This window comes from Anabaena sp. 54 (genome assembly GCF_017355725.1).
Lineage (GTDB): Bacteria > Cyanobacteriota > Cyanobacteriia > Cyanobacteriales > Nostocaceae > Dolichospermum > Dolichospermum heterosporum.
In genome coordinates this window covers 71,548-94,357 of the sequence record NZ_JAAVWA010000019.1, presented here as the reverse complement: position 1 = coordinate 94,357, position 22,810 = coordinate 71,548, and the positions used below count along the sequence as shown (strand labels likewise).

Genomic DNA, 22,810 nt, shown 5'->3' with positions numbered 1-22,810 from the left:
CCTACCTCCCCTACCTCCCCTACCTCCCCTACCTCCCCTACCTCCCCTACCTCCCCTACCTCCCCTACCCCCCTACCCCCCTACCTCCCCTACTTGCCTTCACCCGTCATTTTTGGGTTGACAGACTACTAGGTGGAATTTGTTCAATAGGAATTAGTGATTCCATTACAGTTTTAACAATTGGTGCAGCTACAGTAGAACCATAGGCATTTTCTCCCTTTGGTTCATCCACAACTGCAAACACCACATAACGGGGAGATTCCACAGGCAAAATAGCGACAAAACTGGTAATTCTTGCACCTTTAATATATCCACCATTAGGACTAGCTTTTTGCGCTGTTCCTGTTTTGCCACCAATCCGATATCCTGAAATTCTCGCTGCTTTACCAGTACCGGAATTGACTACTGTTTCCATCATTTCCACAACCTTTTGGGTGGTTGTAGGTGAGAAAATTTGTCTTGGTTCTGGAAGAGTACGTGAATAGTGCATTCCGCCCTTGGTATCAATCAGTCCTCGGACTACATGAGGTGTGACTAATTTGCCCCCATTAGCTAATGCACCGTGTAGTTGTACCAGTTGTAATGGAGTGAGAGAAAAGCCTTGTCCAAAAGATGTGGTAGCTGGTTCAATGGCTGAAGAAATAAATTGTTCTTGACTTTTTAATTGACCACTAACTTCAAAGGGTAAATCTGTTTCAACTTTTTGTCCTAACCCTAAACGTTCTAGCCAGTTGTAGTATATGGATGGTTTTATTCGTTGAATCATTCTCACCATACCAATGTTACTAGAAGTTTGTAAAATTTCAGGAATAGTTAATCGGCGATAACCAGTTTTTTCGGCATTTTTGATTGTATGTGTGCCGATTTTAATAGAACCAGGATCTTCAAAAGTGTCATCTGGTTTGATTGCACCATTTTCGAGAGCGATCGCCACATTCACCGGCTTAAAAGTTGATCCCGGTTCATAAAGATCAGCCACAGTCCAATTTTTGAACAGAGAAATATCAGACTTAGCATATTGATTCGGATTATAGGTAGGCTGAGAAACCAAAGCCAATAAAGAACCATCCACTGCATCCATGACAATCACTGCACCCCGTTTGGCACTAAATTTAGTCATCTGTTCTTTTAAGGCTGCACGGGCTACCCGTTGCACACGACTATCAATAGTCAATTGCATTTTTAAATCATCAGAATTCAGAAATCCCTCGGTCACATAATCTGGCATCAACGACCCATTTCCCGACTTACTCATCCGCACTGTTTGTCCAGAACGTTCTAGTAACTTCTCCTGACTATATTCCACACCAGCTTGACCACGACGGTCAAGATTAACATAGCCCACGACATCCGCCACTAAATCATCTTGGGGATAAAATCGGGAGTATTTTTGAATAAACTCAAACCCATTCAAACGCAGTGATATTAACTTATCAGTAATATCTTCAGAGACCCCAGAAGCTAGTAAAATTCCACTTCGTTTACTTTGGAATGTTTTCACCAAATCGGCCTTTTCTTTGCCGATAATTGGCGCGATTTTCTCCGCGATTTCTTCCTGGGATAGCTCGAATAACTTAGGATGACTATATACAGTATAAACGGGACGATCAATAGCCAACACATTATTACCCCGATCCACTACCGGACGACGAGGCATATAAGGGCGCACATTCACCATTTGCTGATTTCGCGCCTTCTTAGTCAGCTTTTTTCCCTGAACAATTTGTAATTGATATAAATTAAATACCAAACCTACCATAGCAATCATTAACATACCCCATACAGCAAACAGTCGTAATTGAATGTTAGGTGGAGTTTCCGGTGTTTTTGGCTCAATATTTTCTGATTGAGTCTGTCTAGAAAACTTTCGTTTGCGTCTGAATTCTAAATTACGTAGATTTCTAAGTTGTGTTTTAAGTGATGACTTTAGCATGAGTCAGGAGTTCAGGAGGTAGGGGCGCAGGGCCTGCGCCCATTCAAGAGTATGGCTAACGCCACGCTGCGCTATCAGGATTTCAGGAGAAAGAAGAAAGAAGAAAAAGATTAACTAACGACGAATGACCAATGACCAATGACTAAGTAGTGAGACAGAATTAATTACACAATGTCATTGCGTTAGCGTGGCGTTAGCCATATGGAACGAAGTCAAATGAAGCAATTCCAAGGGTTGTGATTGCTTCCCTTCGCTCGCAATGACTGTAAATATTTTTGTCCAATTACTTAATAACCGATGACCGATGACCAATGACCAATTAATATCCTAATGGAGAAGGGGGTTCAGGTTGCGGTTCTGGTTGAGAAGTTGAGAATGACGACCGGGGATAATTATTAGATGTTGGTGGTAAGAAAATTGTCCCCTTAGAAGTTGGTGATACCAGTTCCGTACCGGGCTGTTCCGCTTCCTGTGCCATTTTGCTAGTTAGTGTCGCATTAGCAGTATTTAACTGTCGCTCATGACGTTGTAAGCTTTGTAGCTTACGGTAAGAATCACTCCAAATCTCTTGTGAATATACAGTCCAACCATAAACTATTAATGTTGCTACCACTAATAAAAATGCTAAAATTGACGAATAGCGATTGACCATATATATACGTAGTAACCATTCAGGCATGGCTGGAGTGTGACTCATCCTATAAGCAGCAGTATTTGATTGTCTATTAATATCAGTAGTTTGTTGTTTACCCGCGTCTAAACTTGAGGTGCGAATTGCTGTTTTATTTCGGCGAGAACCTAAGAAATTCAGCCAAGCATTTCGGGGACTAGACGATTTAACTGCGATCGCTTCACTATCTAATCGGGAGGAACTCTGGCTTTTTTTATTCAAATTTCGAGAACGTCGCTTATTCAATGACGCAGGAGAATTGCCCCAGAACCAGGTATTTTTTGCGGAAACTGCTGATTTACGTTCAAAACCCATGATTTTTCTGATAATAAATACTTTATTTTTGACTTAATTAGATTTTGCCCAAAGTTACAAAAAAAGGGAACAGGAAATATCCAAGTTTTCAATCTCTCTCTTTTCAGGGGGATTTCACCCTTCTCTTTAGCAAATTTTCAGGACAAGAATTGAGACCATTCTAACCGTTAATTACATCCTATTTGTGTTACATATAATCTACAAGTATGTTACAAAAAAGAATGGGTTGAAATATGTAATCAGAAAGTCCTTAAAAAAAATCAATAAATAAGGTATCTTATTCAACAGGCGAAAGATTTTATTGCCACAATTGGTGAAAGAGGAGTTATGAAGACAAAAATTTTTGGTTTGGCTCTAATGTTAAGTCTGGCTACCATGCTTGGAGCTTGTGACGGTGGTAGTCAACCAGCAGGTACTACCAGTTCTCCAGCAGCAACAACAGGTGGCGAACCAGCAGATACTGGTGCTACCCCCGCGGCGACCACATCTCCTGATGCGGCAACATCTCCTGCTGCGACCACATCTCCCGCAGCTACTACATCCCCTGCTGCGACCACATCTCCTGAGGCTACTCCCAAAAAACCTTAGTATAGGGTAGAGTATTAACCTCTCCTGGGTAGTTGATATCTTTAAAAATTATTTTCTACAAACCTCTACTGAGAAAGTTAAGATAGTTTGTAGATTAAGGAATAAAGATTCAACTGCCTAAGGGCGTTAAGTTGGGTAAAAAAGAGCAACATTCATCAGGTTTTGCTTCTGGGCTAGATTCAGTTCTCGCCCAGTCTGATTTTTTTATAAGGGAAATGCCGAAAACCCTTGAAGATGTAGCTTCCTAAGTCAGCTACATCTGTGCTTTAGACAAGGGATGAAGGCTAGAGGCTTTCCTTTATCCTGCATTGACATTAATTTAAAAATTTGAAATTATTTCAAATTTTAATCCATATTCGTGAGACAATTAAATTGTCAGCAAAGACATTAAAAACCTACCGGGGGACTCTCGGAAAGTTACGCTTGTCAGTTCGGCTTCGCTCACCGCAAGCAGAGATGATTCTGCCAGTAATGGCAAACAGGATCAGGGCAAGAACCCAAATATTTAAGGAACCCTGCCTGAAGCTGGGATAACTGAGAGATATAGACTGAAACTCTCTATAGAATTCTCGCGTCTTTAGACCGGGGAGTGTCAAATTTGTTTTGCCAGTAACCAAAGTAATCTCAATATATGCTGTTACTGCAATTTAGTACATCTCATTATTGTCGCAAAGCCAGATTGGCATTGGGTTATAAAGGAATTAATTATCAAACCGAAAATCTCACTCCAGGGCTGCACATCTTGAGGCTAAAGTCCTTAACTGGATTGACAACATTACCTGTCCTGTTACCCCAAATTGTCGGACAACCCCAAGCTATTGGCGACTCTACGGAAATTTTTAAATTTTTAGAAAGCTATCAACCCGAACCTACCTTGTTTCTACCCAATTTAGAACAGCAAACTCAAGCTGCGATGTTAGAAGACTGGTTAGATGAAAGTATAGGCACGGCTACTAGATTTGTATATTATCAATTTCGCGCTGGTGAAGGTAAGGACATTGACCCATCACTATTTAGTCAAATGGTGATTAAAGTAGTTAGACAACAATATGGTATTAATGATACTACCGTTGAATTAGCTAAAAAAAGACTCGCTAATGCCTTGTCATTATTGTCTATGTATTGGCAAAAAGGTGATTATTTAGTGGGTAGCCGCTTGAGTATAGCTGATATTGCAGCGGCGGCTTTGTTGAGTCCTTTAGCACTAATTCCCGATTATCGTCAGGCATATCCACAGATTTTTGCACGAATTATCAATATCCACCAGTTATGTGGTGAACCATTGCCACCAGGACTTGAGGACGTAGGGGCGCAGGGACTGCGCCCAATCAGGAGTTAAGATGAAACGGATACTGCTAGTTATTTTGAGTGTTACTACTAGTATTTTAATCGGGTTTAGTGGTCATAGTAGTAAAGTCGTGATGGCATTACCACCACAAGCAGATATACCAGAGGAGATATTGCGAACAGAGATTATTCTAGCAGCGCGATCGCCCATTGATGGCAGAATCCTCACGCCCGCAGAATATGCCGAATTGCAAGCACAAATCCAAATAAGTCCACCACCACGTTTAGCCTCCGGTATCCGCGATAAAGTATTTTTGCTGCAACTACGCAAAACATTATTACAACTTTTCCCATTTTTAAGTATTTAATTAGGGAATAGGGGGTAGGGGAGGTGGGGGAGGTAGGGGAGGTAGGGGAGGTAGGGGAGGTAGGGGAGGTAGGGGAGGTAGGGGAGGTAGGGGAGGTAGGGGAGGTGGGGGAGGCAGGGGGAGAAAGAATTTTCCCAATGACCAATGACCACTGACCAATGACCAATGACCACTGACCAATGACCAATGACCACTGACCAATGACCAATGACCACTGACAACTAACAACTGACAACTGACAACTGACAGTGGCGACAAAGATGCAAGAATATGAATAGTTAAAAAGTAGATTTAGTTAATCACCATATATCACATAGGTAGCTTCATGTCCACAACCACAGTCGCCCCTGAACAGGTTAATCGCATTGTTGGCAATCAACATCACGATCCCTTTGAAATTCTGGGTTCTCATCTCATCGATCAAAATGGTAAAACTGTCTGGGCTGTGCGAGCCTATCTCCCAAATGCCAGCGCTGCGTGGGTAGTAGTTCCAGAGGAACGGAAAGAATACCCAATGGATACAGTGCATAATCCACACTTTTTTGAATGCACCATTGAAACCCCAGAACTAAAAAATTATCAGTTACGCATTAAAGAAGGGGAACATGAGCGGGTGGTTAATGATCCCTACGCTTTCCGTTCTGCCCACTTAACAGAATTCGATCTACATTTATTTAGTGAAGGCAACCATCACCGCATTTACGAAAAATTAGGAGCGCACACCACAGAAGTAGATGGTGTCAAAGGCGTTTATTTTGCCGTTTGGGCCCCCAATGCCCGCAACGTTTCCTTATTGGGAGATTTTAACCTGTGGGATGGACGCAAACACCAGATGCGGAAAGGACACACAGGCATTTGGGAATTATTTATTCCCGAAATAGGTGTAGGAGAACATTACAAATACGAAATCAAAAATTTTGAAGGACATATTTACGAAAAATCTGATCCTTACGGTTTCCAGCAAGAACCCCGGCCAAAAACAGCATCTATTGTTACTGACTTAAATTCCTACACCTGGAAAGACGAAGACTGGCTGGAAAAGCGGCGACACAGTGACCCCTTGAGTCAACCCATTTCCGTTTACGAAGTCCATTTAGGTTCTTGGTTACACGCTGCTAGTGCTGAATCTGCCAAATTACCCAATGGGGAAACTGAAGCTGTCGTTGTCGTTTCTGAACTAAAACCCGGCGCTCGGTTTCTGACTTATCGGGAACTAGCAGATAAACTCATTCCCTACGTTAAGAAATTAGGATATACCCATTTAGAACTGTTACCAATTGCCGAACATCCCTTTGATGGTTCTTGGGGTTATCAAGTAACCGGTTATTTTGCGCCTACTTCCCGTTTTGGTACACCTGAAGACTTCATGTACTTTGTGGACGAATGCCATAACAATGGTATTGGTGTCATTGTAGATTGGGTTCCTGGTCACTTCCCCAAAGATGGACATGGTTTAGCCTTCTTTGATGGTAGTCACTTGTATGAACATTCTGATTCCCGCAAAGGTGAACATAAGGAATGGGGGACTTTAGTATTTAACTACAATCGCCATGAAGTCCGTAATTTCTTGGTAGCTAATGCCCTGTTCTGGTTTGATAAATACCACATTGACGGAATTCGGGTTGATGCGGTTGCTTCCATGCTTTACCTTGACTACTGCCGAAAACCAGGAGAATGGTTGACTAACGAATACGGTGGTCGGGAAAATTTAGAAGCGGCAGATTTTTTACGTCAAGTTAATAGCTTGTTGTTTAGTTATTATCCTGGTGTGCTTTCCATTGCGGAGGAGTCCACATCTTGGCCAATGGTATCTTGGCCTACCTATACGGGCGGATTGGGCTTTAACTTAAAGTGGAATATGGGCTGGATGCACGATATGCTGGATTACTTCAGCATGGACCCTTGGTTTCGCCAGTTCCATCAAAATAACATCACCTTTAGTATGTGGTATAACCACAGCGAGAACTTCATGTTAGCTCTCTCCCATGATGAAATCGTGCATGGTAAGAGTAATATGATCGGCAAAATGCCCGGTGATGAATGGCAGAAGTTAGCTAATATCCGCTGTTTGTTTACTTATATGTTCGCTCACCCTGGCAAGAAAACCATGTTTATGAGCATGGAATTTGGTCAGTGGAGTGAGTGGAATGCTTGGGCTGATTTGGAATGGCATCTATTACAGTTTGAACCACACCGACAGTTAAAGGATTTTTTCCAGTCTCTTAATCATTTTTACCGTTCTGAACCAGCTTTATATACTCAAGATTTTGATCAAGCCGGGTTTGAGTGGATTGATTGTACCGATAACCGCCATAGTGTGGTTTCCTTTGTCCGTCGTGACAAGAATTCTGACGATTTTATGATTGTGGTTTGTAACTTTACCCCTCAACCCCATTCTCATTATCGTATTGGTGTGCCAGAAAAGGGTTTCTACACTGAGTTGTTCAATAGTGATGCTCGTCAGTATGGCGGTAGTAATATGGGCAATTTAGGTGGTAAGTGGACTGATGATTGGTCTTTGCATAATCGTCCTTATTCCTTGGATTTATGTTTACCTCCTTTGGGTGTATTGATGCTTAAGTTGGATAAACAGAAATCTGCACAGGTAATGGAATAATCCTGTAGGGTGGGCATTGCTCACCCTATGTTTTTCTTAGTGAGTTTGTCGTTACATACTTTGGTTTTTTTACGTCGTTCTACTTAGCAAGACGTTATTTGTCGCAATCTCTGTCAAAATTAGAACTGGATGATCATGAATTTGAGCTATGGGTTTGTTTTCAACAGATAATTGTCGTGTTACATAAATGCTAGATGACCTAGAACACCAAACTACCAAGATTTAAAAACCTAGCAATTTCATCCAACAGTGATTGCGGTTCATCAACACGAATTAAATGTCCGCTGTTCTCAAATATTTTCAAGTAGGCATTAGGAATAGCTTGAGCAATTTCTTCAGAAAACTCTGGGGCGCAGATCCAGTCATGCCGCCCTGCAATCACAAGAGTTGGTGAGGTAATCTTATGTAATTCGTTGAGGATATTATAGTCATTTAAGAAGCCACTAAAGGCAACATTAATGGCATCAACAGAGAGAATTGTTTCGTCTGAGTCTGGGGAATTTAATTTCCGGTCATTGTTTTGGGAGTACATTGAACCCATCACCCGAAAAAATTGGCGTAGCTGTTCTTCATTTTCAAAATTACCTGACCAAAGTTGAAGAGCAATTGCTTTTTGTTCTTCGTTTCCCCGTTCTGCCAGAATTTCCTGAGCGCGTTCTAGAAACCGGGAATTAGCTGCTGTGGCAATGACAATCAGGTGTGAAACATTTTGGGGATACTTCACAGCATAAGAAAGAGCAACCATACCTCCATAGGAAGAACCGATTAAAACGATTTTCTCCAGTCCTAGATATTGGCGTAAGGCTTCCATATCGTCAACATTATTATCTAGGGTATAGGTTTCTTTCGGTCCACGGGCTGACCTTCCCTGTCCCCGATGGTCAAAATAGACTAGCTGAAGGTGATGGACGAGGGGAGAAAAGCACGGTTTATAACTCGTGTGGTCAACTCCAGGTCCGCCGTGAATTATGAAAGCAACAGGTTTCTGACGTATTCCTTGTTCTTCAACTACCAAACTACAGCCGTCAACATCAAAATAGATTTCTGTATCCCGTATTTTAGCTCGCATTCTTGAGTGTCAACCCCAGTAACTCATGTTCAATTCTGCCGTAATGATAACACCAAATTAATAGGGCGCGGCTCTTTTGAGAAGACAATTTTCATCCTGATATAAAGCGTAAAGTTCATGAAAGGTAAGGATTGTAAGTTTTAGGAATTCCGAAAAGGGGGTCGCTCAAATTTAAAAATTGAGATCATATCTTTATTTTGCAAGTCTTGGACATTCGGCTTCAGCGTTTGAGAATCCATCGCCTGTTACTCCCCACCCTAATAAATCCACTACCGTAGATTTTCCCTTGACACCAAAGATTATACAAACAGTGAAAATACGGAAGCAACGCCTTTACATATTTCTTATTGTTTCTTGTCGTTACGGGTAAATTATGCTAAATAAAGCGCGAATTATCTCAGGAAATTAATATAGCATCATTAATGACAAATCAATACAAGTATTGAGTCATAGATGCGATCGCTTAAAGTTAATTTATGGCAAAATGCGATCGCCAGGTAAATGCACAGGCTAACACTTAGTTTCTAGCTTTACAAAAACATTACATAGCTGGAGAATATCAGCCTATAAATTTTCTCAACAAAAGCACCCACTACTAGATATAATTTTCTGTAAGTTGAAAAAAACATTAAGATTAGCGTAAAAATTACATTAAAATAAAGATTACGCTTCTATTAAACTGACTAGCTAAATACCCAAATTAGGAGGAATATATATGGCTCTCGTACCAATGCGGTTGCTTTTGGATCACGCTGCTGAACACGGTTATGGTATCCCCGCTTTTAACGTTAACAACTTAGAGCAGATTCAAGCAATCATGAAGGCTGCGGTGGAAACAGATAGCCCCGTAATCTTACAAGCTTCTCGCGGCGCTCGTAACTATGCCGGAGAAAACTTCCTCCGTCACCTGATTTTGGCTGCGGTAGAAACCTATCCTGAGATTCCCATTGTCATGCACCAAGATCATGGTAATGCTCCTTCTACCTGCTATTCAGCTATCAAGAACAATTTCACCAGCGTGATGATGGATGGTTCTTTGGAAGCTGACGCTAAAACCCCTGCCAGCTTTGAATATAACGTGAGAGTTACCAGTGAAGTTGTCAACGTTGCTCACTCTTTGGGTGTCAGTGTTGAGGGTGAATTGGGTTGTTTGGGTTCTCTAGAAACCGGTGCCGGTGAAGCTGAAGATGGTCACGGTTTTGAAGGTACTCTTGACCATTCTCAACTATTAACTGACCCTGATGAAGCTGTTGACTTCGTAGAAGCAACTCAAGTTGATGCTTTAGCTGTGGCTATCGGCACAAGTCACGGCGCTTACAAATTTACCCGTAAGCCTACAGGTGAAATCTTGGCTATTAGCCGCATTGAAGAAATTCACCGCCGTTTACCTAACACCCACTTGGTTATGCACGGTTCTTCTTCTGTACCTGAAGATTTATTGGCACTCATTAACCAATATGGTGGCGCTATTCCTGAAACCTACGGTGTACCTGTGGAAGAAATCCAAAAAGGTATCAAGAGTGGTGTGCGTAAGGTAAATATTGACACCGATAACCGTTTGGCTATTACTGCGGCTGTGCGTGAAGCTTTGGCTTCTAATCCCAAGGAATTTGATCCTCGTCACTTCCTCAAGCCTTCTATTAAATATATGCAAAAGGTTTGTGCTGACCGTTATCAACAGTTTGGTACTGCTGGTAACGCAAGCAAGATTAAGCAAGTTTCTTTAGAAGATTATGCTGCTAAGTATGCTAAAGGCGAATTGGTCATGAGAGCGGCTGCTAAAGTTTAATTTGGCAGTATGAGAATTAGGGCATAGCATTGCTATGTCCCTACAAGAATAAACCAGGTAACGTTAATGTTTCCTGGTTTTATTAATTAATGTGATAGACTTAGGTAATAGCAGTAAATAAGGCTATTTGTATGACTACCAATTTACAATCTACATCCTTGAGTAGTTATCTTTATAATCAGGATTATTGTTTATGGCTAGAAACGACAGCTAAGTTATTGCGTAATCATCAATTAGATCACGTTGATTTTGAGCATTTGATTGAAGAAATAGAGGACATGGGGAAAGAGAAAAGACGTGAACTTAAAAACCGACTCATAGTTTTACTCATGCACTTACTCAAGTACCAATATCAATCTGAAAAACGTTCTTCTAGTTGGGTAAGTACAATTTGGGAACAGTTTTATCAAATTGAATCTTTATTGGAGGATAGTCCTAGTCTCAAACCTTATTATTTAGAACTATTTTCTGATTGTTATTTAAAAGCTGTTCGCGCTGCTAGTACGGAAACTAAATTATCTATTCAGATGTTTCCTGTTGACTCTCCTTTTCTGCCTTTAGATGTCATTAATTCTGATTTTATAATCACGCTGCTTAGTCAGGAGGAAATTTAATTTTTATTTTTCGTTCAATTAGTCTAATTGTTATTAGCTAAACCCAAATTTAGTTCATGTTCATTGTGTATTTTCATATATCTTCTATAATATTTGTATCAAGTCCAATCACTTGCAGCCTCACCAATTATTTCTTCTATTTCTTCCAAAGTTTTAGGTTTCATGCCTTTTCTGTGCAAAATTCCAGATAATTTTTGAATAGGTATATTGAGAGGAATAAGTTTAACTATGCCATTTTCATCAATGACAAAATCAACTTTACAGAAATATCCGGTAAGAGTAAAGCCCAGTCCTTCGACAAGCTCAGGAACCATCACTTCAGTGCTGAGATACAAGCGACACTTCGACAAGCTCAGTGACCGCACGAGCAGTTCGACTTCGCTCACTGACCACGAATTTATTCGCTTAATTCATTGACTGGTAACAATGGATGTGATAGTATTTCATCAATTCCAGAATTTAAGTATAACTAAACAACGTAAAAACTTAACTTATGTGGTTGAGTGCGTAGTCATACCTAACGGTATTGCAGTTTAGGAAAGCTAAATTTGGTGAAAAATGAAATGCAAAAATCGAGTACGGTAGGGCATATCGGAATTAAAGCTTTAGGAGAATCAACCTCTGTTTTTGTTGGAGTAATCCAGTAATTGTAAGTTGGCTCGTTGATTAAAGAATCTCAGTGTCTTTAGACATGAGAGTGTCAATTTAACTCCTTACTTGAGAATATACTCAAAAAAGTTAAAAATTTAACTTTTTCCAAAAAACTTAATCATTCTCAAGCAATATACCTAATCAGGCTATTGGGGAAAAAAAAGGCCAAAAAATAGGGGGAAGTTGAACTTTCCCCCTGGTTATTGTTGTGATGATCATTTGGCTTTTGATTTTCTTTGAGTTTCTGTCTGAGCATTTGTCTTTGTTTTTTCAGTTGGCGTTTTCTCGCAGAACTACCTCGTCCTTTATCGTTTCTGCCTTCTCGACGTGGGGATTCCCAGCGTTTTAGTCGCATAGTTTTTGTTGGTAAAGTTTCACGATGTAGTTCTAGAGTAACATAGTTTTTGCTCAATGGCCACTGTATTTTACCGTAGGGAGAAAATATTTAATTTTGCTGAATATGACTGTGTAACATGACTAAGGTTTCTGCTAATTGACTCAAGCGATTTTCTAGGTCTTGTTTGCGTCCTAAGAGTTGTCGTAATCTTTGGTGACGTGCGATCGCTATACTAACACTAGGAACTTGTTCAACTGGACAGGGACGAGACCACACTTGACCGGCTGTATCTACTCCACATAATCGGTAGTCAGTGTGTAGTGGTTTATGAGATTCTTTTTCACTACTAGCACAGATTTCTTCGACATAGTTCATGAGACGCTCTATTTCTGCATGGCGTAATGCGGCTGTTCCCACTGTTTCTGGTTCTTGGACATTAGATTCCAACCAACCGTTAATAATTGGACCTTCTAAATAAATATCCTGAATTTGCTGTATTATTTTTTGTAATTCCAGTTGCCAATCAGCTACTTTGTCTTGAATTTCTTGGAGCATATTCATGGCCAGTGCTGGGTTAGCAACGTGACGATGATTGCTGAAGGATGGAGTTTTAAATTTCGGGAGAGTTGGCGTTTTTTCTCCATTTTCTTGGGCTGGAAAGGCTGAAACGGAACTATGCTGAGGAAATAAATTTGCCTCTGGAGTTTCATGAATAACTGAATCTGCGTCTAAGTTACTATTATAGGTTTGTGTTGTATTTTGGGAATTTTCTGGAGATTCCTGGGGACGGATACTAATGCGAAAGGAAAAGGAACGTTTGCTTTCTTCACCTGGTTCTGTGGTGACATCATCATTGCGAGTTTTTAAATCATGCAGCGTAGCCTCTATCCGTTTTAACCCTGGTTTCATAACAATATCCTAAAATTTATGGTCTTTGGCAAGAAAGAATTCAGGAGTACAGAAAGGTGTTGATTTTGGGGATACTTGATTTAACTCGTGTATTCTTCCTGATGAAACATTATATTATCAAATAATGGGGAAAATAATTTTGGTGACAGGTGCAGCCCGCTCTGGTAAAAGTGAATGGGCGGAAGATTTGGCGATAAAGTCGGAAAAAAATGTTGTCTACATTGCCACAGCTACACAAAATCCTGATGATCTAGAATGGCAAGAACGCATTCAAAAACATCAACAACGCCGTCCTCAAGATTGGATAACTCTTGCTGTCCCTGGGGAACTGACTGCTGCTTTGGCTCAATCTCAGCCGCATACTTGCCTGTTGGTGGATTCTTTAGGAACTTGGGTGGCTAATTTTCTGGAGGAGGAGGATTTAGTTTGGGAAAATATTGTGGGGGAGTTTCTGGCAATTCTGCCGTTAGTGGCTGCTGATGTCATATTTGTGGGGGAAGAAACAGGTTGGGGTGTAGTTCCAGCTTATCCTCTAGGGCGCAAATTCCGCGATCGCCTGGGCGCTTTAGTGAGACAATTAGGGACAATCTGTGAACCTGTTTATTTGGTGACGGGTGGTCATGCCTTGAATTTGAGTTTATTAGGTGTACCATTACCAGCAGCTAAATAGGGAGTTGGGGGAGTTGGGGGAGTGGGGGGAGTGGGGGGAGTGGGGGGAGTGGGGGAGTAGGGGAAGTAGGGGGAGTAGGGGGAGTTGGGGGAGTAGGGGGAGTTGGGGGAGTTGGGGGAGTGGGGGAAGTAGGGGGAATATTTCTTCCCAATGACAACTGACTAATGACCAATGACCAATGACCAATGACCAATGACTAATGACTAATGACTAATGACTAATGACTAATGACGCTAGAATAGGTCTTAAAGTGAAAATTCATTAATTCTAAATGTTTACCATTGACTTAAGCATCAGAAATACTGCTTTCCCCATATCAGTACAACGTAAGTCTACTGAAGATGCCGAGGCTGTTTACCAGCTAATTTTGGCGGCAATGCGTTCTGGAAATCCTGATATTGTGGAACTCAAGTGCGAAGGCAAAACAGAGAAAAAAATTGCTGTCCGTGCTAGTGAAATTTCGGGAGTCCAGATTATCCAAAAAGATAGTGCGGCTACTAGCAGTGGTAAACCACCTGGCTTTGCTGCTTTTACTGCTGAATAACACAAGGTATAAACATGACAGCAGTAGGCATTGAAGTTAATGATTTAAACTTCTTTTGGCCTAATGGGGAGCAAGTGATCAAATCTTGCTCTCTTCAAGTACCTAAAGGTGAGTTTTGGATGCTTCTGGGGACAAATGGCAGTGGTAAATCTACGCTTCTGAGATTAATAGCGGGTTTATTAGCTCCTCAATCTGGGGAAGTTAATATCTCACCTGCTGTTGGTTTTGTATTCCAAAATCCTGATCATCAATTGGTAATGCCAACGGTTGGTGCTGATGTGGCTTTTGGGTTGGTGGCGGAAAAGTTACAACCGGCGATGGTGAAGGCTAGGGTTGAGGAAGCTTTGGGGGCAGTAAATTTATTGTCTCTCCAGCGACGACCTATTTACGCGCTTTCTGGTGGACAAAAACAACGGGTAGCTATTGCTGGAGCGATCGCTCGTCATTGTGATGTTTTATTATTAGATGAACCTACTGCTTTACTAGATCCAGATAGTCAACTCGATTTAGTGGCTAGTGTCCGTAATCTCGTTAAGAGTCGTGGCATTACGGCATTATGGGTAACTCATCGCTTAGAAGAGTTAAATTACTGTGATGGTGCTTTTTTATTGGAAAAGGGTTGTTTAGTTGATTCCGGTGAAGCGGAACGTCTCAAACAGCGATTAATTCAAGTACATCAATAGTCAGGAGGTAGGGGCGCAGGGCCTGCGCCCAGTCAGGAGTTCAGGATGAAGAAGGAATAAGTAATGGGACGGAATTAATTATACTAAACACGGTTGAGACATGGACTTTAGCACTGCTCATTGGTGTCAACTTAACGTAAAACCCATAGCCCGCCTGGGAATGAATTCCCAGTCTAATAGCAAAAGTTGTCTTTTGATGACTAAAAATCCCCAGTTTACTTTAGTAAACTTTACTTATTAGCCCGGAAATTCATTTCTGGGTGGGTGTGGAAGCCAACAAATAAGCCATCTGTAGCCTAAGTTGACACCAATGAAGCTCTTGCTTTACCCCTACGTTTAGAATCAAATTATTAAGCCGTGTTGAGTATACACAATTGATTTTTCTGTTCCCTGTTCCCTGTTCCCTCTCTCAACGAGTGAATTTAATTTTGTCCGACTATTTATTTAATTAATTAATTAATTATGAATGAAGCTTTATTTAGTATTGAAAATCTCCGTGTAGCTTATCCTCGACGTGGTGAAGAGGTGGAAAGCTGGGCGGTTGATGATGTATCTTTTATTCTTCAGCCTGGAGAAAAAATGGGATTGGTGGGAGAGTCCGGTTGTGGAAAATCTACCATTGGACGGGCAATAATGCGTTTATTGCCTAATTTCAGTCGCACGGAAGGATTAGTTAAATTCCAGGGGCAATCTGTATTAGATTTAACACCAGCCCAAATGCAAAAATTTCGTGGTGAAGCAGTGGCTTTGATTTTTCAAGATCCCATGACTCGCCTTGACCCGTTGATGACAATTGGCAATCATTGTATTGAAACTTTACAAGCTCATGCACCGGAGTTATCCAAACAGCAAGCGAAAGAAAAGGCTTTAGCGACTTTGGAAAAGGTGAAAATTCCTGCTAGTCGTTGGAGTCAATATCCCCATGAGTTTAGTGGGGGAATGCGTCAACGGGTAGCTATTGCTTTGGCTTTGCTGTTGAGTCCTAAGTTAATTGTGGCGGATGAACCAACTACAAGTTTAGATGTGACTGTTTCTGCTCAAATTCTCCAAGAATTAACGCGATTGTGTGGGGAAGAAAACATGGGATTATTATTGATTTCCCATGATTTAGCAATGGTGGGGGAATATTGCGATCGCATTGGAGTTATGTATCAAGGTAAAATGGTGGAAATGGGGAAAACGGCAACTGTATTTGCTCATCCTCAACATGAATATACTCAATCTTTATTAAAAGCAGCTTTATATATTCAAAAGGAAGAGGGAACAGGGAAGAGGGAACAGGGAACAGAAAAGGTAAATCCCATTTTAAAAATTACAGAACTTAAACAGCATTACACCATAGAACCGAATTTTATTGAACGGATATTTAAAGAAGAAGGACAAACAATTAAAGCCGTAGATGGAATTAATTTAGAATTGTATGCTGGGGAGATTTTAGGCTTAGTGGGAGAGTCTGGTTGTGGAAAAAGTACACTTTCGAGAACCATCTTACAATTGATTAGTCCCACATCGGGAAAAGTCGAATTTTTAGGACAGGAATTAACCAGTTTGTCCCGTCAAGAAATCCGTTCTTCCCGTAGACAAATCCAAATGATATTTCAAGATCCTCATGCTTGTTTAAATCCAGCCATGACGGTAGGACAAAGTATAGCAGATCCTTTATTAATTCACAATTTAGCTAATTCTGAAAAAGCGAAAGAACAGGTTTTATGGATGTTGGAAAAAGTGGGATTAACCCCCGCAGAATTATATTATCACCGTTATCCCGCCGATTTATCTGGGGGACAACAACAACGGGTAGCCATAGCCAGAGCTTTAATTACTCGTCCCAAACTGATAATATGTGATGAACCAGTGAGTATGTTAGATGCCAGCGTGCAAACACAAGTTCTTGATTTGATGTTACAACTCAAAGCAGAATTTGATTTAACCTATTTGTTTATTACCCATGATTTGTGGTTAGCAAGATTTTTGTGCGATCGCATTGCGGTTATGAATAGTGGTAAAATAGTGGAAATAGGAGAGACTAAACAAATTTTTGCCCATCCTCAACACCCTTATACCCAAACCCTCCTAGCTGCTGCACCTTTATTAGCAAAAGCTTAACACTTATGAAGCTCATTTCATACCCACTATTTGTCAAATCGCATATATTTATCTATTTGACAAGAAGAGGTTTAAAGAGAGGTTATCCTGTAACCTTTACAACTTTTCCAACACCCTTGAAAATTTTAATTTATCTGTGTTAACCAATTACGAAAACTGCGATGATAAAGACTATAATTGATTCCTGTGGTTGTTGATTCTAAATGCAGAAATTCTCGCCATTTATCTAAAATTACCTTAACATCATATTCATCTACATCTAATCTTGCGGCTATTGTTTCCACAGATATTGATGCTGTTTCTATCAACATAGTTAATACCAAAGCAGCCATTTTCTGTTGTTTATTAGTCATTAAATTCATTTTATCTAAATGCTGTTGATAATAAGTTTGTAAATGATCACTATCAACCTGATGATTACCAGCAGTTAAAATTTCCTTAACATACATAAAATTACTTTCTTCCTCAGTAATTTGTGTTAATAATTGATGATCAATATTGTGAGTATTCAAATAATTTTGCGAATATTTTTGAATATCAAAACGATTTTGTGACGGGTAATTTGACAAATCTAAAGATTCCCAAGGTGTTTCAATTAATAAACCTGATTTATCTTTTACAAATGGACGACGACTGAGAATAAAATACACCTTTTCAGGAAGATAACGAGGTAAATAAAATATATTTGCACCTCTTGTTTGCTGATTCATGTTAATTTTATCACAGGCATCTATAACAATGATCAATCGTTGTTCTAAATTTAGTTTATCGCTGACTTGTTGTAATAAAGAAGACAAAAAACTACTATTTTCCGTAGTAGCATCAGGAAAATTAGATGGTAAGTTTTTAATACCTTGATATTCAGCAATTTCTCGTAATTGAGTACAAATATTAGTCAAAAATTCAGCAGGATGACTTTTACCAGCTAGTTCCACATTGTAATAAAGGACTCCTGGATTTTGGCTAACATAATGAGCAAGGATAGAACTTTTGCCAATACCAGGTTCACCGATTATGGTAAAATAGCCTCGGTGACACTTATGGAGAAAGTTGTCAATAGCAGTGAAGACAAAATCACGACCGACAAAATCACGATTTTTTTCGGTAATTATTTGTCTAAATTCTGGGATATATCTAGGAATATCTGTGATAATTTTCACCTGATTTTAAGTTACTTCCAATCGGAAAAAATGTACCCGTCCTGATTCCTCCTTTGCTATAATAGTAAACCCATCTGGAGAAAATGTACAAGAACTAATAGGACTATCAACAATAAAAGTATTGATTTCCAGACCTTGATCTAAATTCCACAGTTTGAGAGTTTTGTCTCGGGAAGCGGAAATGGCTTTTTTCCCGTCTGGACTAATTGCTAAGGTTGTTACCCAGTCCTTATGACCAATAAAAGTACGGATTTTCTGAAGTTGATCTAAATTCCACAGTTTGAGGGTTTTGTCCCGGGAAGCGGAAATGGCTTTTTCCCCGTCTGGACTAATTGCTAAGGTTGTTACCCAGTCCTTATGACCAATAAAGGTATAGATTTCCTTACCTGTTTGCAAATCCCACAGTTTGAGAGTATGATCATCTGAGCCGGAAATGACATTTTTTCCGTCATGACTCATCACTAATGCTTTGATAGGACGAGTATGACCTTCAAAGCTAAAAATTACCTGATTTGTTTGTAAATCCCAAAGCTTTAGAGTACAATCATCAGCAGCAGAAACGGCTTTTTTGCCATCTGGAGTGAGAATTACTACTCTTACCGAATTATTATGGCCTCTATCTGAAGATTTTTTACTGCTGTCCAAATCCCAAAGCTTTAGAGTATAATCATCGGAGGCGGAAATAGCTCTTTCCCTGTCTGGAGTGATAGCAACCCCTCTAACTTTGTCACTATGACCTCTGAGGGTAAGAATTTCTTTACCTTTGTCTAAATCCCACAACTTCAGATTATGATCATCTGAACCAGAAACAGCAATTTTCCCATCTGGGGTCATGGATATAGCCCCTATAGAGCCTTTGTGACCTGTGAGGGTGCGAATTACTTCACCTGTTTGCAAGTTCCATAATTTTATGGTATGATCTAGTGAACCAGAAATGGCCTTTTTTCCATTAGAGGTAATTGCTATGGCTCTTACCCAGCCTGTGTGACCTTCTAGAGTACGAATTTCTTCACCATTCTGCAAGTTCCACAATTTTAAGTTATTATCACGAGAACCAGAAATAGCTATTTTTCCATTGGGAGTAATTGCTACGGCTCTAACTGCATCTTTGTGGCCTTTCAAAGTGTGAATGCAAGTAGCTTTTTTGTTATCTAAATCTAAATGCCAGAACTTGAGGGTATGATCATCTGAACCAGAAATGGCCATTTTTCCGTCTGGAGTGATTGCTACGGCTGTTACCCAGGAGTCATGACCTTCTAAGGATAACACAGGTTTACCCGTTTCTGCATTCCACAATTTTAAAGTTTTATTACGAGAACCAGAAATGACTGTTTTCCCGTCTGGGGTAATTGCTACGGCTGTTATCCAGTCGTCATTTTCCCAATTATGAATTATCTTACCAGATTGCAAATCCCAGAGTTTCAAACTGTTATCTGAAGCACCAGAAACTGCCTTTTTACCATCTTCAGTGATAGATACTGAATTTACCCACTTTTCATGACCTGTGAAATTAGCCAATAAATTGCCATTTCTGAGACTGGCCGTAATTGGGCGCAACCAAACATTATGACTCTTAGATGCACTTTTTAAGAGATTCTTAATTGGTTGCTGAGGGAAACACTGTAATGTTCCCCATAATTGCGCTGCTAATTGGTTTTTGTCCTGCTTCAAAATATGGCTTGATAACTGAAGCGCACGTCTGACTAATTCCAGATTTGTGATTTCTTCTGGTTTAAGTCTATTGCTATTGTTTAGATCATCAATTAAAGCATAATCCATAATTAAAGATTCTATGCTCAAATCAGGATGTTGAATCTTGAGAAAAATAAAATCAAAATCCATGAGAGTATTATAGTATTGATCTGCATCTGCTATTAATACCCTCGCAGGAAATTCAGATAAATATAACTTGACAAATTCTAAATCTTTCGATTTTAATTTTGAGGCAATTTTACCCATATTATGCCATCTCCCTTAATAGATAATCAGCTATACTTTTTTTAACTTCTTTAAGGATTTTCCGTCCAGGATTTAACTCATCTTTGTCTTTTAAAAAATCCAAAAAGCTGCGGTGATAAATACTATATTGATAGTATTTTTTGTCGTCTTCTAAACTTTCTTTTTTGGTTAAATATTCCACCCAATCATTTAATACTACTCGTACTTCATACTCGTCTTGATCAAGAATTTCCGCAATCAACTTTGGAGAAACAATACCTATATCTACCAAGACATACAATATCTTGACTTTTATTTGATTAGCTTCTTCTTCCATTCCCATTCCTGACCAGTGCACTTGATAATAATCCTGAAGTCCTTCCGGTAATCTTTCTAGTTGCAAATCCCTATATTCACCCTTAGCAATTCCTGGTAAAATATAGCGCAAATACATGAAATTATTTTCACTTTTAGCTGCTACTATATCCACAAAGTGAACTTGATTAATATTGTGATCTTGAATCCATTGTCTCAGATTTTCTCCATATTCTTTATCCTTTTCTATGAATAAAGGAATATATTTTCTGACATCATCATTACTCAACTGAGTATATTGATCATTTCTCAAATCTAACTCATCTCTAGGAGTATCTGGAGATAAACTTAAACGTTTTGTTTCCAGATTATAGGGTCTTCTAGTTAATAAAAAATAGACTCCCTTTGGCAGATTTTGTGGTAGACTTAATAGATTATCACGTCCCTCTTGTTTTACCTCATCTAAAGCATCAATAACAATAATTAATGGGTCGTTGTTTTGAGTTAATTTCTCACTAACTTTTTGAATTAAGGCACTCAAATTATCGTTATCTGCATTTTGTAATGAATAACGATTAATCAATTGTTTACGAATACTGGCTAAAAACTGTTCTGGTGTATTCCGTCCATCTGCAAAAATGTTAAAATAACAAGGAAACCGATAGTCTTTAATCAATTTGGCTGCAATGGCACTTTTTCCCATACCAGCATCTCCAACTATGGTAAAATAACCCCTGTCCTTGTTCCTGAAAAATTCTCGAACTTTCTCAAATACAAACTCACGACCGGAAAATAAGCGAGTTTTTTCGGAAATTGTGGCTTTAAACTCTTTAGGGTAAACATCTAAGTCCCAGTCTGGATAGGGTAAATACTTATCAGATTTTGTGCGTTTAGCCACAGAAACAAAAATTTGACCAAATTGCTCTAATTCTGATGATATGTTAGTATTTGCTTGGATTATACTTTTGTTTAAATCAATATTTTCACTCAGGAAATTGCGAATACTAGTTACAAATTCAAAGGGAGAATTATTACTGTAAGCACGCCAAAAATCATCCTTAACTGTTTTTTGTTGTAACAGCTTCAAGATAGCTTCATGCTTGTAAACGCCATACTCTACAAGAGTATAAGCGTAAACTGTATCAACCTCATCCGGGATTTGTGTAGGATTTAGGTTTAATTTTTGTAGGACTTTGATAACGGTCTCATTTTTCTGAGCTTGTGTAATAATCAGTTGACGAGCTTGGGGCGCGTATTCAATAATCTGGGAGACAACCGCGCTAAATTCTATTATCATAAGTTATGACCGCCGAGAATTCGCTGTTATACTTAGAGGCTGTTTTCAAAGTATTCATCATTGTCTTTTTAGACACCCTCTCAGCATTATTATTGCTGGTTGCCATAAATTATGTCAAGATGCACAGCAAATTTGAGACACCAAATCCCTGAATGATATCAGGGTAAATATTTTTACAAATAGCCAAAGTAATAAATGTCTAAAAATCCCCCTTCCAATTCTTATAAAAATAAAACCTATTCCGCAGATAAATGGCAAGAGAGAATAGGACAAGTAGCATATCGCTTTAATCGTCAATATCAAAATCAGAAATTTGTAGTCCCTGATGAAGTTCAAGAAATGCCAATATATAAAGAATGGAAAAATGGTAGATTAAGTGAAAGAATAGTTTCACCATTTTGGGAAATTGCTCAACCTCAAAAAAACGAACATTGTTTAGATATTGGTTGTGGTGTCAGCTTTTTAATCTATCCTTGGAGAGATTGGCAAGCATTCTTTTATGGGCAAGAAATTAGTAATATCGCAAGAGATGGTCTGAACTCTCGTGGTTCACAATTAAATTCAAAATTATTCAAAGGTGTAGAACTAGGACCATCCCACCATTTAAATTATCCTGAAGATCAATTTGATTTAATAATTGCCACAGGCTTTAGTTGTTATTTTCCCCTAGAATATTGGCAAGCCGTTTTAGTCGAAGTCAAACGAGTATTAAAACCAGGGGGACACTTTGTATTTGATATTCTTAATTCAGAACAGCCTTTAGCAGAAGATTGGGCTGTGTTAGAAACTTATTTGGGTGCAGAGGTGTTTCTCGAAACTGCTACAGAGTGGGAAAAAACCATAAAAGCTGGAGGTGCTAAAATAGCTAAAAGACAATTAGGAGAATTATTCGAGTTGTACAAAGTCCGGTTTTAAGATAAAATTATCGAATAAATGGCCTCTTAACGCTG

General features: G+C 39.4%; 20 protein-coding genes. 11 read left to right on the top strand and 9 right to left on the bottom strand.

Features of this window, described 5'->3' with window-relative positions; genetic code table 11:
- Positions 1–106: 106 nt before the first annotated feature.
- Both HEQ36_RS17030 and HEQ36_RS17025 read right to left on the bottom strand, forming a co-directional pair.
- Complete coding sequence (locus HEQ36_RS17030) at positions 107–1,933, bottom strand: penicillin-binding protein 2 (RefSeq protein ID WP_168635805.1); 1,827 nt, start codon at positions 1,931–1,933, stop codon at positions 107–109.
- A 319-nt stretch (positions 1,934–2,252) separates the two neighbouring features.
- Positions 2,253–2,918 (bottom strand): hypothetical protein, encoded by a 666-nt coding sequence (locus tag HEQ36_RS17025; protein ID WP_053540769.1) that lies wholly within the window; start codon positions 2,916–2,918, stop codon positions 2,253–2,255.
- Positions 2,919–3,245: 327 nt separating this feature from the next.
- Between HEQ36_RS17025 and HEQ36_RS17020 the strand changes: the two genes are divergently transcribed.
- The 4 genes from HEQ36_RS17020 (at position 3,246) to glgB (ending at position 7,778) form a co-directional block, all read left to right on the top strand.
- Complete coding sequence (locus HEQ36_RS17020) at positions 3,246–3,506, top strand: hypothetical protein (protein ID WP_053540770.1); 261 nt, start codon at positions 3,246–3,248, stop codon at positions 3,504–3,506.
- Positions 3,507–4,137: 631 nt separating this feature from the next.
- Entirely contained in the window at positions 4,138–4,845 is a 708-nt protein-coding gene (locus HEQ36_RS17015; protein WP_053540771.1) for a glutathione S-transferase family protein, read from the top strand.
- 1 nt (position 4,846) lies between these two features.
- Positions 4,847–5,161: a hypothetical protein gene (locus tag HEQ36_RS17010; protein ID WP_168635806.1), complete on the top strand. Its 315-nt coding sequence runs from the start codon at positions 4,847–4,849 to the stop codon at positions 5,159–5,161.
- Positions 5,162–5,486: 325 nt separating this feature from the next.
- On the top strand, positions 5,487–7,778 hold the full coding sequence (glgB, locus tag HEQ36_RS17005; protein ID WP_168635807.1) for a 1,4-alpha-glucan branching enzyme: 2,292 nt from the start codon (positions 5,487–5,489) through the stop codon (positions 7,776–7,778).
- A 199-nt stretch (positions 7,779–7,977) separates the two neighbouring features.
- Here glgB and HEQ36_RS17000 read toward each other — a convergent pair whose 3' ends face one another.
- Positions 7,978–8,847, bottom strand: coding sequence for an alpha/beta fold hydrolase (locus tag HEQ36_RS17000; RefSeq protein ID WP_053540773.1), 870 nt, complete (start codon positions 8,845–8,847; stop codon positions 7,978–7,980).
- 715 nt (positions 8,848–9,562) lie between these two features.
- Between HEQ36_RS17000 and fba the strand changes: the two genes are divergently transcribed.
- Both fba and HEQ36_RS16990 read left to right on the top strand, forming a co-directional pair.
- Positions 9,563–10,636 (top strand): class II fructose-bisphosphate aldolase, encoded by a 1,074-nt coding sequence (gene fba / locus HEQ36_RS16995; RefSeq protein ID WP_096663806.1) that lies wholly within the window; start codon positions 9,563–9,565, stop codon positions 10,634–10,636.
- A 131-nt stretch (positions 10,637–10,767) separates the two neighbouring features.
- Entirely contained in the window at positions 10,768–11,250 is a 483-nt protein-coding gene (locus tag HEQ36_RS16990; protein WP_168635808.1) for a DUF29 domain-containing protein, read from the top strand.
- Positions 11,251–11,348: 98 nt separating this feature from the next.
- Here the strand turns inward: HEQ36_RS16990 and HEQ36_RS16985 are convergent, their stop codons facing one another.
- The 3 genes from HEQ36_RS16985 to HEQ36_RS16975 all read right to left on the bottom strand — a co-directional run bounded on the left by HEQ36_RS16985 (position 11,349) and on the right by HEQ36_RS16975 (position 13,147).
- Positions 11,349–11,564, bottom strand: a complete 216-nt coding sequence (locus HEQ36_RS16985) for a hypothetical protein (protein WP_053540779.1) — start codon at positions 11,562–11,564, stop codon at positions 11,349–11,351.
- A 461-nt stretch (positions 11,565–12,025) separates the two neighbouring features.
- Positions 12,026–12,256, bottom strand: coding sequence for a hypothetical protein (locus tag HEQ36_RS16980; protein WP_168636177.1), 231 nt, complete (start codon positions 12,254–12,256; stop codon positions 12,026–12,028).
- A gap of 90 nt (positions 12,257–12,346) precedes the next feature.
- Positions 12,347–13,147, bottom strand: coding sequence for a hypothetical protein (locus HEQ36_RS16975; protein WP_168635809.1), 801 nt, complete (start codon positions 13,145–13,147; stop codon positions 12,347–12,349).
- Positions 13,148–13,271: 124 nt separating this feature from the next.
- Between HEQ36_RS16975 and cobU the strand changes: the two genes are divergently transcribed.
- The 4 genes from cobU (at position 13,272) to HEQ36_RS16955 (ending at position 17,150) form a co-directional block, all read left to right on the top strand.
- Positions 13,272–13,817: a bifunctional adenosylcobinamide kinase/adenosylcobinamide-phosphate guanylyltransferase gene (gene cobU / locus HEQ36_RS16970; RefSeq protein ID WP_053540782.1), complete on the top strand. Its 546-nt coding sequence runs from the start codon at positions 13,272–13,274 to the stop codon at positions 13,815–13,817.
- A gap of 271 nt (positions 13,818–14,088) precedes the next feature.
- Entirely contained in the window at positions 14,089–14,361 is a 273-nt protein-coding gene (locus HEQ36_RS16965; RefSeq protein WP_039204363.1) for a hypothetical protein, read from the top strand.
- Between the two features lie 14 nt (positions 14,362–14,375).
- Complete coding sequence (locus tag HEQ36_RS16960; protein WP_039204361.1) at positions 14,376–15,044, top strand: ABC transporter ATP-binding protein; 669 nt, start codon at positions 14,376–14,378, stop codon at positions 15,042–15,044.
- A gap of 462 nt (positions 15,045–15,506) precedes the next feature.
- Entirely contained in the window at positions 15,507–17,150 is a 1,644-nt protein-coding gene (locus HEQ36_RS16955; RefSeq protein ID WP_168635810.1) for an ABC transporter ATP-binding protein, read from the top strand.
- 125 nt (positions 17,151–17,275) lie between these two features.
- On the opposite strand, the gene HEQ36_RS16950 is transcribed toward HEQ36_RS16955, so the two are convergent.
- From HEQ36_RS16950 to HEQ36_RS16940, 3 genes are read right to left on the bottom strand one after another with little or no spacing between them, the layout of a single operon-like run.
- Positions 17,276–18,310 (bottom strand): ATP-binding protein, encoded by a 1,035-nt coding sequence (locus tag HEQ36_RS16950; RefSeq protein ID WP_290708114.1) that lies wholly within the window; start codon positions 18,308–18,310, stop codon positions 17,276–17,278.
- 6 nt (positions 18,311–18,316) lie between these two features.
- A complete protein-coding gene (locus HEQ36_RS16945) occupies positions 18,317–20,269 on the bottom strand; it encodes a WD40 repeat domain-containing protein (RefSeq protein WP_168635811.1) in 1,953 nt (650 codons plus the stop codon).
- Between the two features lies 1 nt (position 20,270).
- On the bottom strand, positions 20,271–21,860 hold the full coding sequence (locus tag HEQ36_RS16940) for an NACHT domain-containing protein (protein ID WP_205748496.1): 1,590 nt from the start codon (positions 21,858–21,860) through the stop codon (positions 20,271–20,273).
- 195 nt (positions 21,861–22,055) lie between these two features.
- Here HEQ36_RS16940 and HEQ36_RS16935 point away from each other — a divergent pair, with 195 nt between their 5' ends.
- Positions 22,056–22,775, top strand: a complete 720-nt coding sequence (locus tag HEQ36_RS16935) for a class I SAM-dependent methyltransferase (RefSeq protein ID WP_168635812.1) — start codon at positions 22,056–22,058, stop codon at positions 22,773–22,775.
- The last annotated feature ends 35 nt before the right edge of the window (positions 22,776–22,810 follow it).

Bases quoted from the DNA above. Each gene is read 5' to 3' on its own strand.
- HEQ36_RS17030 (WP_168635805.1), bottom strand. From the start codon at position 1,933: ATGCTAAAGTCATCACTTAAAACACAACTTAGAAATCTACGTAATTTA.
- HEQ36_RS17025 (WP_053540769.1), bottom strand. From the start codon at position 2,918: ATGGGTTTTGAACGTAAATCAGCAGTTTCCGCAAAAAATACCTGGTTC.
- HEQ36_RS17020 (WP_053540770.1), top strand. From the start codon at position 3,246: ATGAAGACAAAAATTTTTGGTTTGGCTCTAATGTTAAGTCTGGCTACC.
- HEQ36_RS17015 (WP_053540771.1), top strand. From the start codon at position 4,138: ATGCTGTTACTGCAATTTAGTACATCTCATTATTGTCGCAAAGCCAGA.
- HEQ36_RS17010 (WP_168635806.1), top strand. From the start codon at position 4,847: ATGAAACGGATACTGCTAGTTATTTTGAGTGTTACTACTAGTATTTTA.
- glgB (WP_168635807.1), top strand. From the start codon at position 5,487: ATGTCCACAACCACAGTCGCCCCTGAACAGGTTAATCGCATTGTTGGC.
- HEQ36_RS17000 (WP_053540773.1), bottom strand. From the start codon at position 8,847: ATGCGAGCTAAAATACGGGATACAGAAATCTATTTTGATGTTGACGGC.
- fba (WP_096663806.1), top strand. From the start codon at position 9,563: ATGGCTCTCGTACCAATGCGGTTGCTTTTGGATCACGCTGCTGAACAC.
- HEQ36_RS16990 (WP_168635808.1), top strand. From the start codon at position 10,768: ATGACTACCAATTTACAATCTACATCCTTGAGTAGTTATCTTTATAAT.
- HEQ36_RS16985 (WP_053540779.1), bottom strand. From the start codon at position 11,564: ATGGTTCCTGAGCTTGTCGAAGGACTGGGCTTTACTCTTACCGGATAT.
- HEQ36_RS16980 (WP_168636177.1), bottom strand. From the start codon at position 12,256: ATGCGACTAAAACGCTGGGAATCCCCACGTCGAGAAGGCAGAAACGAT.
- HEQ36_RS16975 (WP_168635809.1), bottom strand. From the start codon at position 13,147: ATGAAACCAGGGTTAAAACGGATAGAGGCTACGCTGCATGATTTAAAA.
- cobU (WP_053540782.1), top strand. From the start codon at position 13,272: ATGGGGAAAATAATTTTGGTGACAGGTGCAGCCCGCTCTGGTAAAAGT.
- HEQ36_RS16965 (WP_039204363.1), top strand. From the start codon at position 14,089: ATGTTTACCATTGACTTAAGCATCAGAAATACTGCTTTCCCCATATCA.
- HEQ36_RS16960 (WP_039204361.1), top strand. From the start codon at position 14,376: ATGACAGCAGTAGGCATTGAAGTTAATGATTTAAACTTCTTTTGGCCT.
- HEQ36_RS16955 (WP_168635810.1), top strand. From the start codon at position 15,507: ATGAATGAAGCTTTATTTAGTATTGAAAATCTCCGTGTAGCTTATCCT.
- HEQ36_RS16945 (WP_168635811.1), bottom strand. From the start codon at position 20,269: ATGGGTAAAATTGCCTCAAAATTAAAATCGAAAGATTTAGAATTTGTC.
- HEQ36_RS16940 (WP_205748496.1), bottom strand. From the start codon at position 21,860: ATGATAATAGAATTTAGCGCGGTTGTCTCCCAGATTATTGAATACGCG.
- HEQ36_RS16935 (WP_168635812.1), top strand. From the start codon at position 22,056: ATGTCTAAAAATCCCCCTTCCAATTCTTATAAAAATAAAACCTATTCC.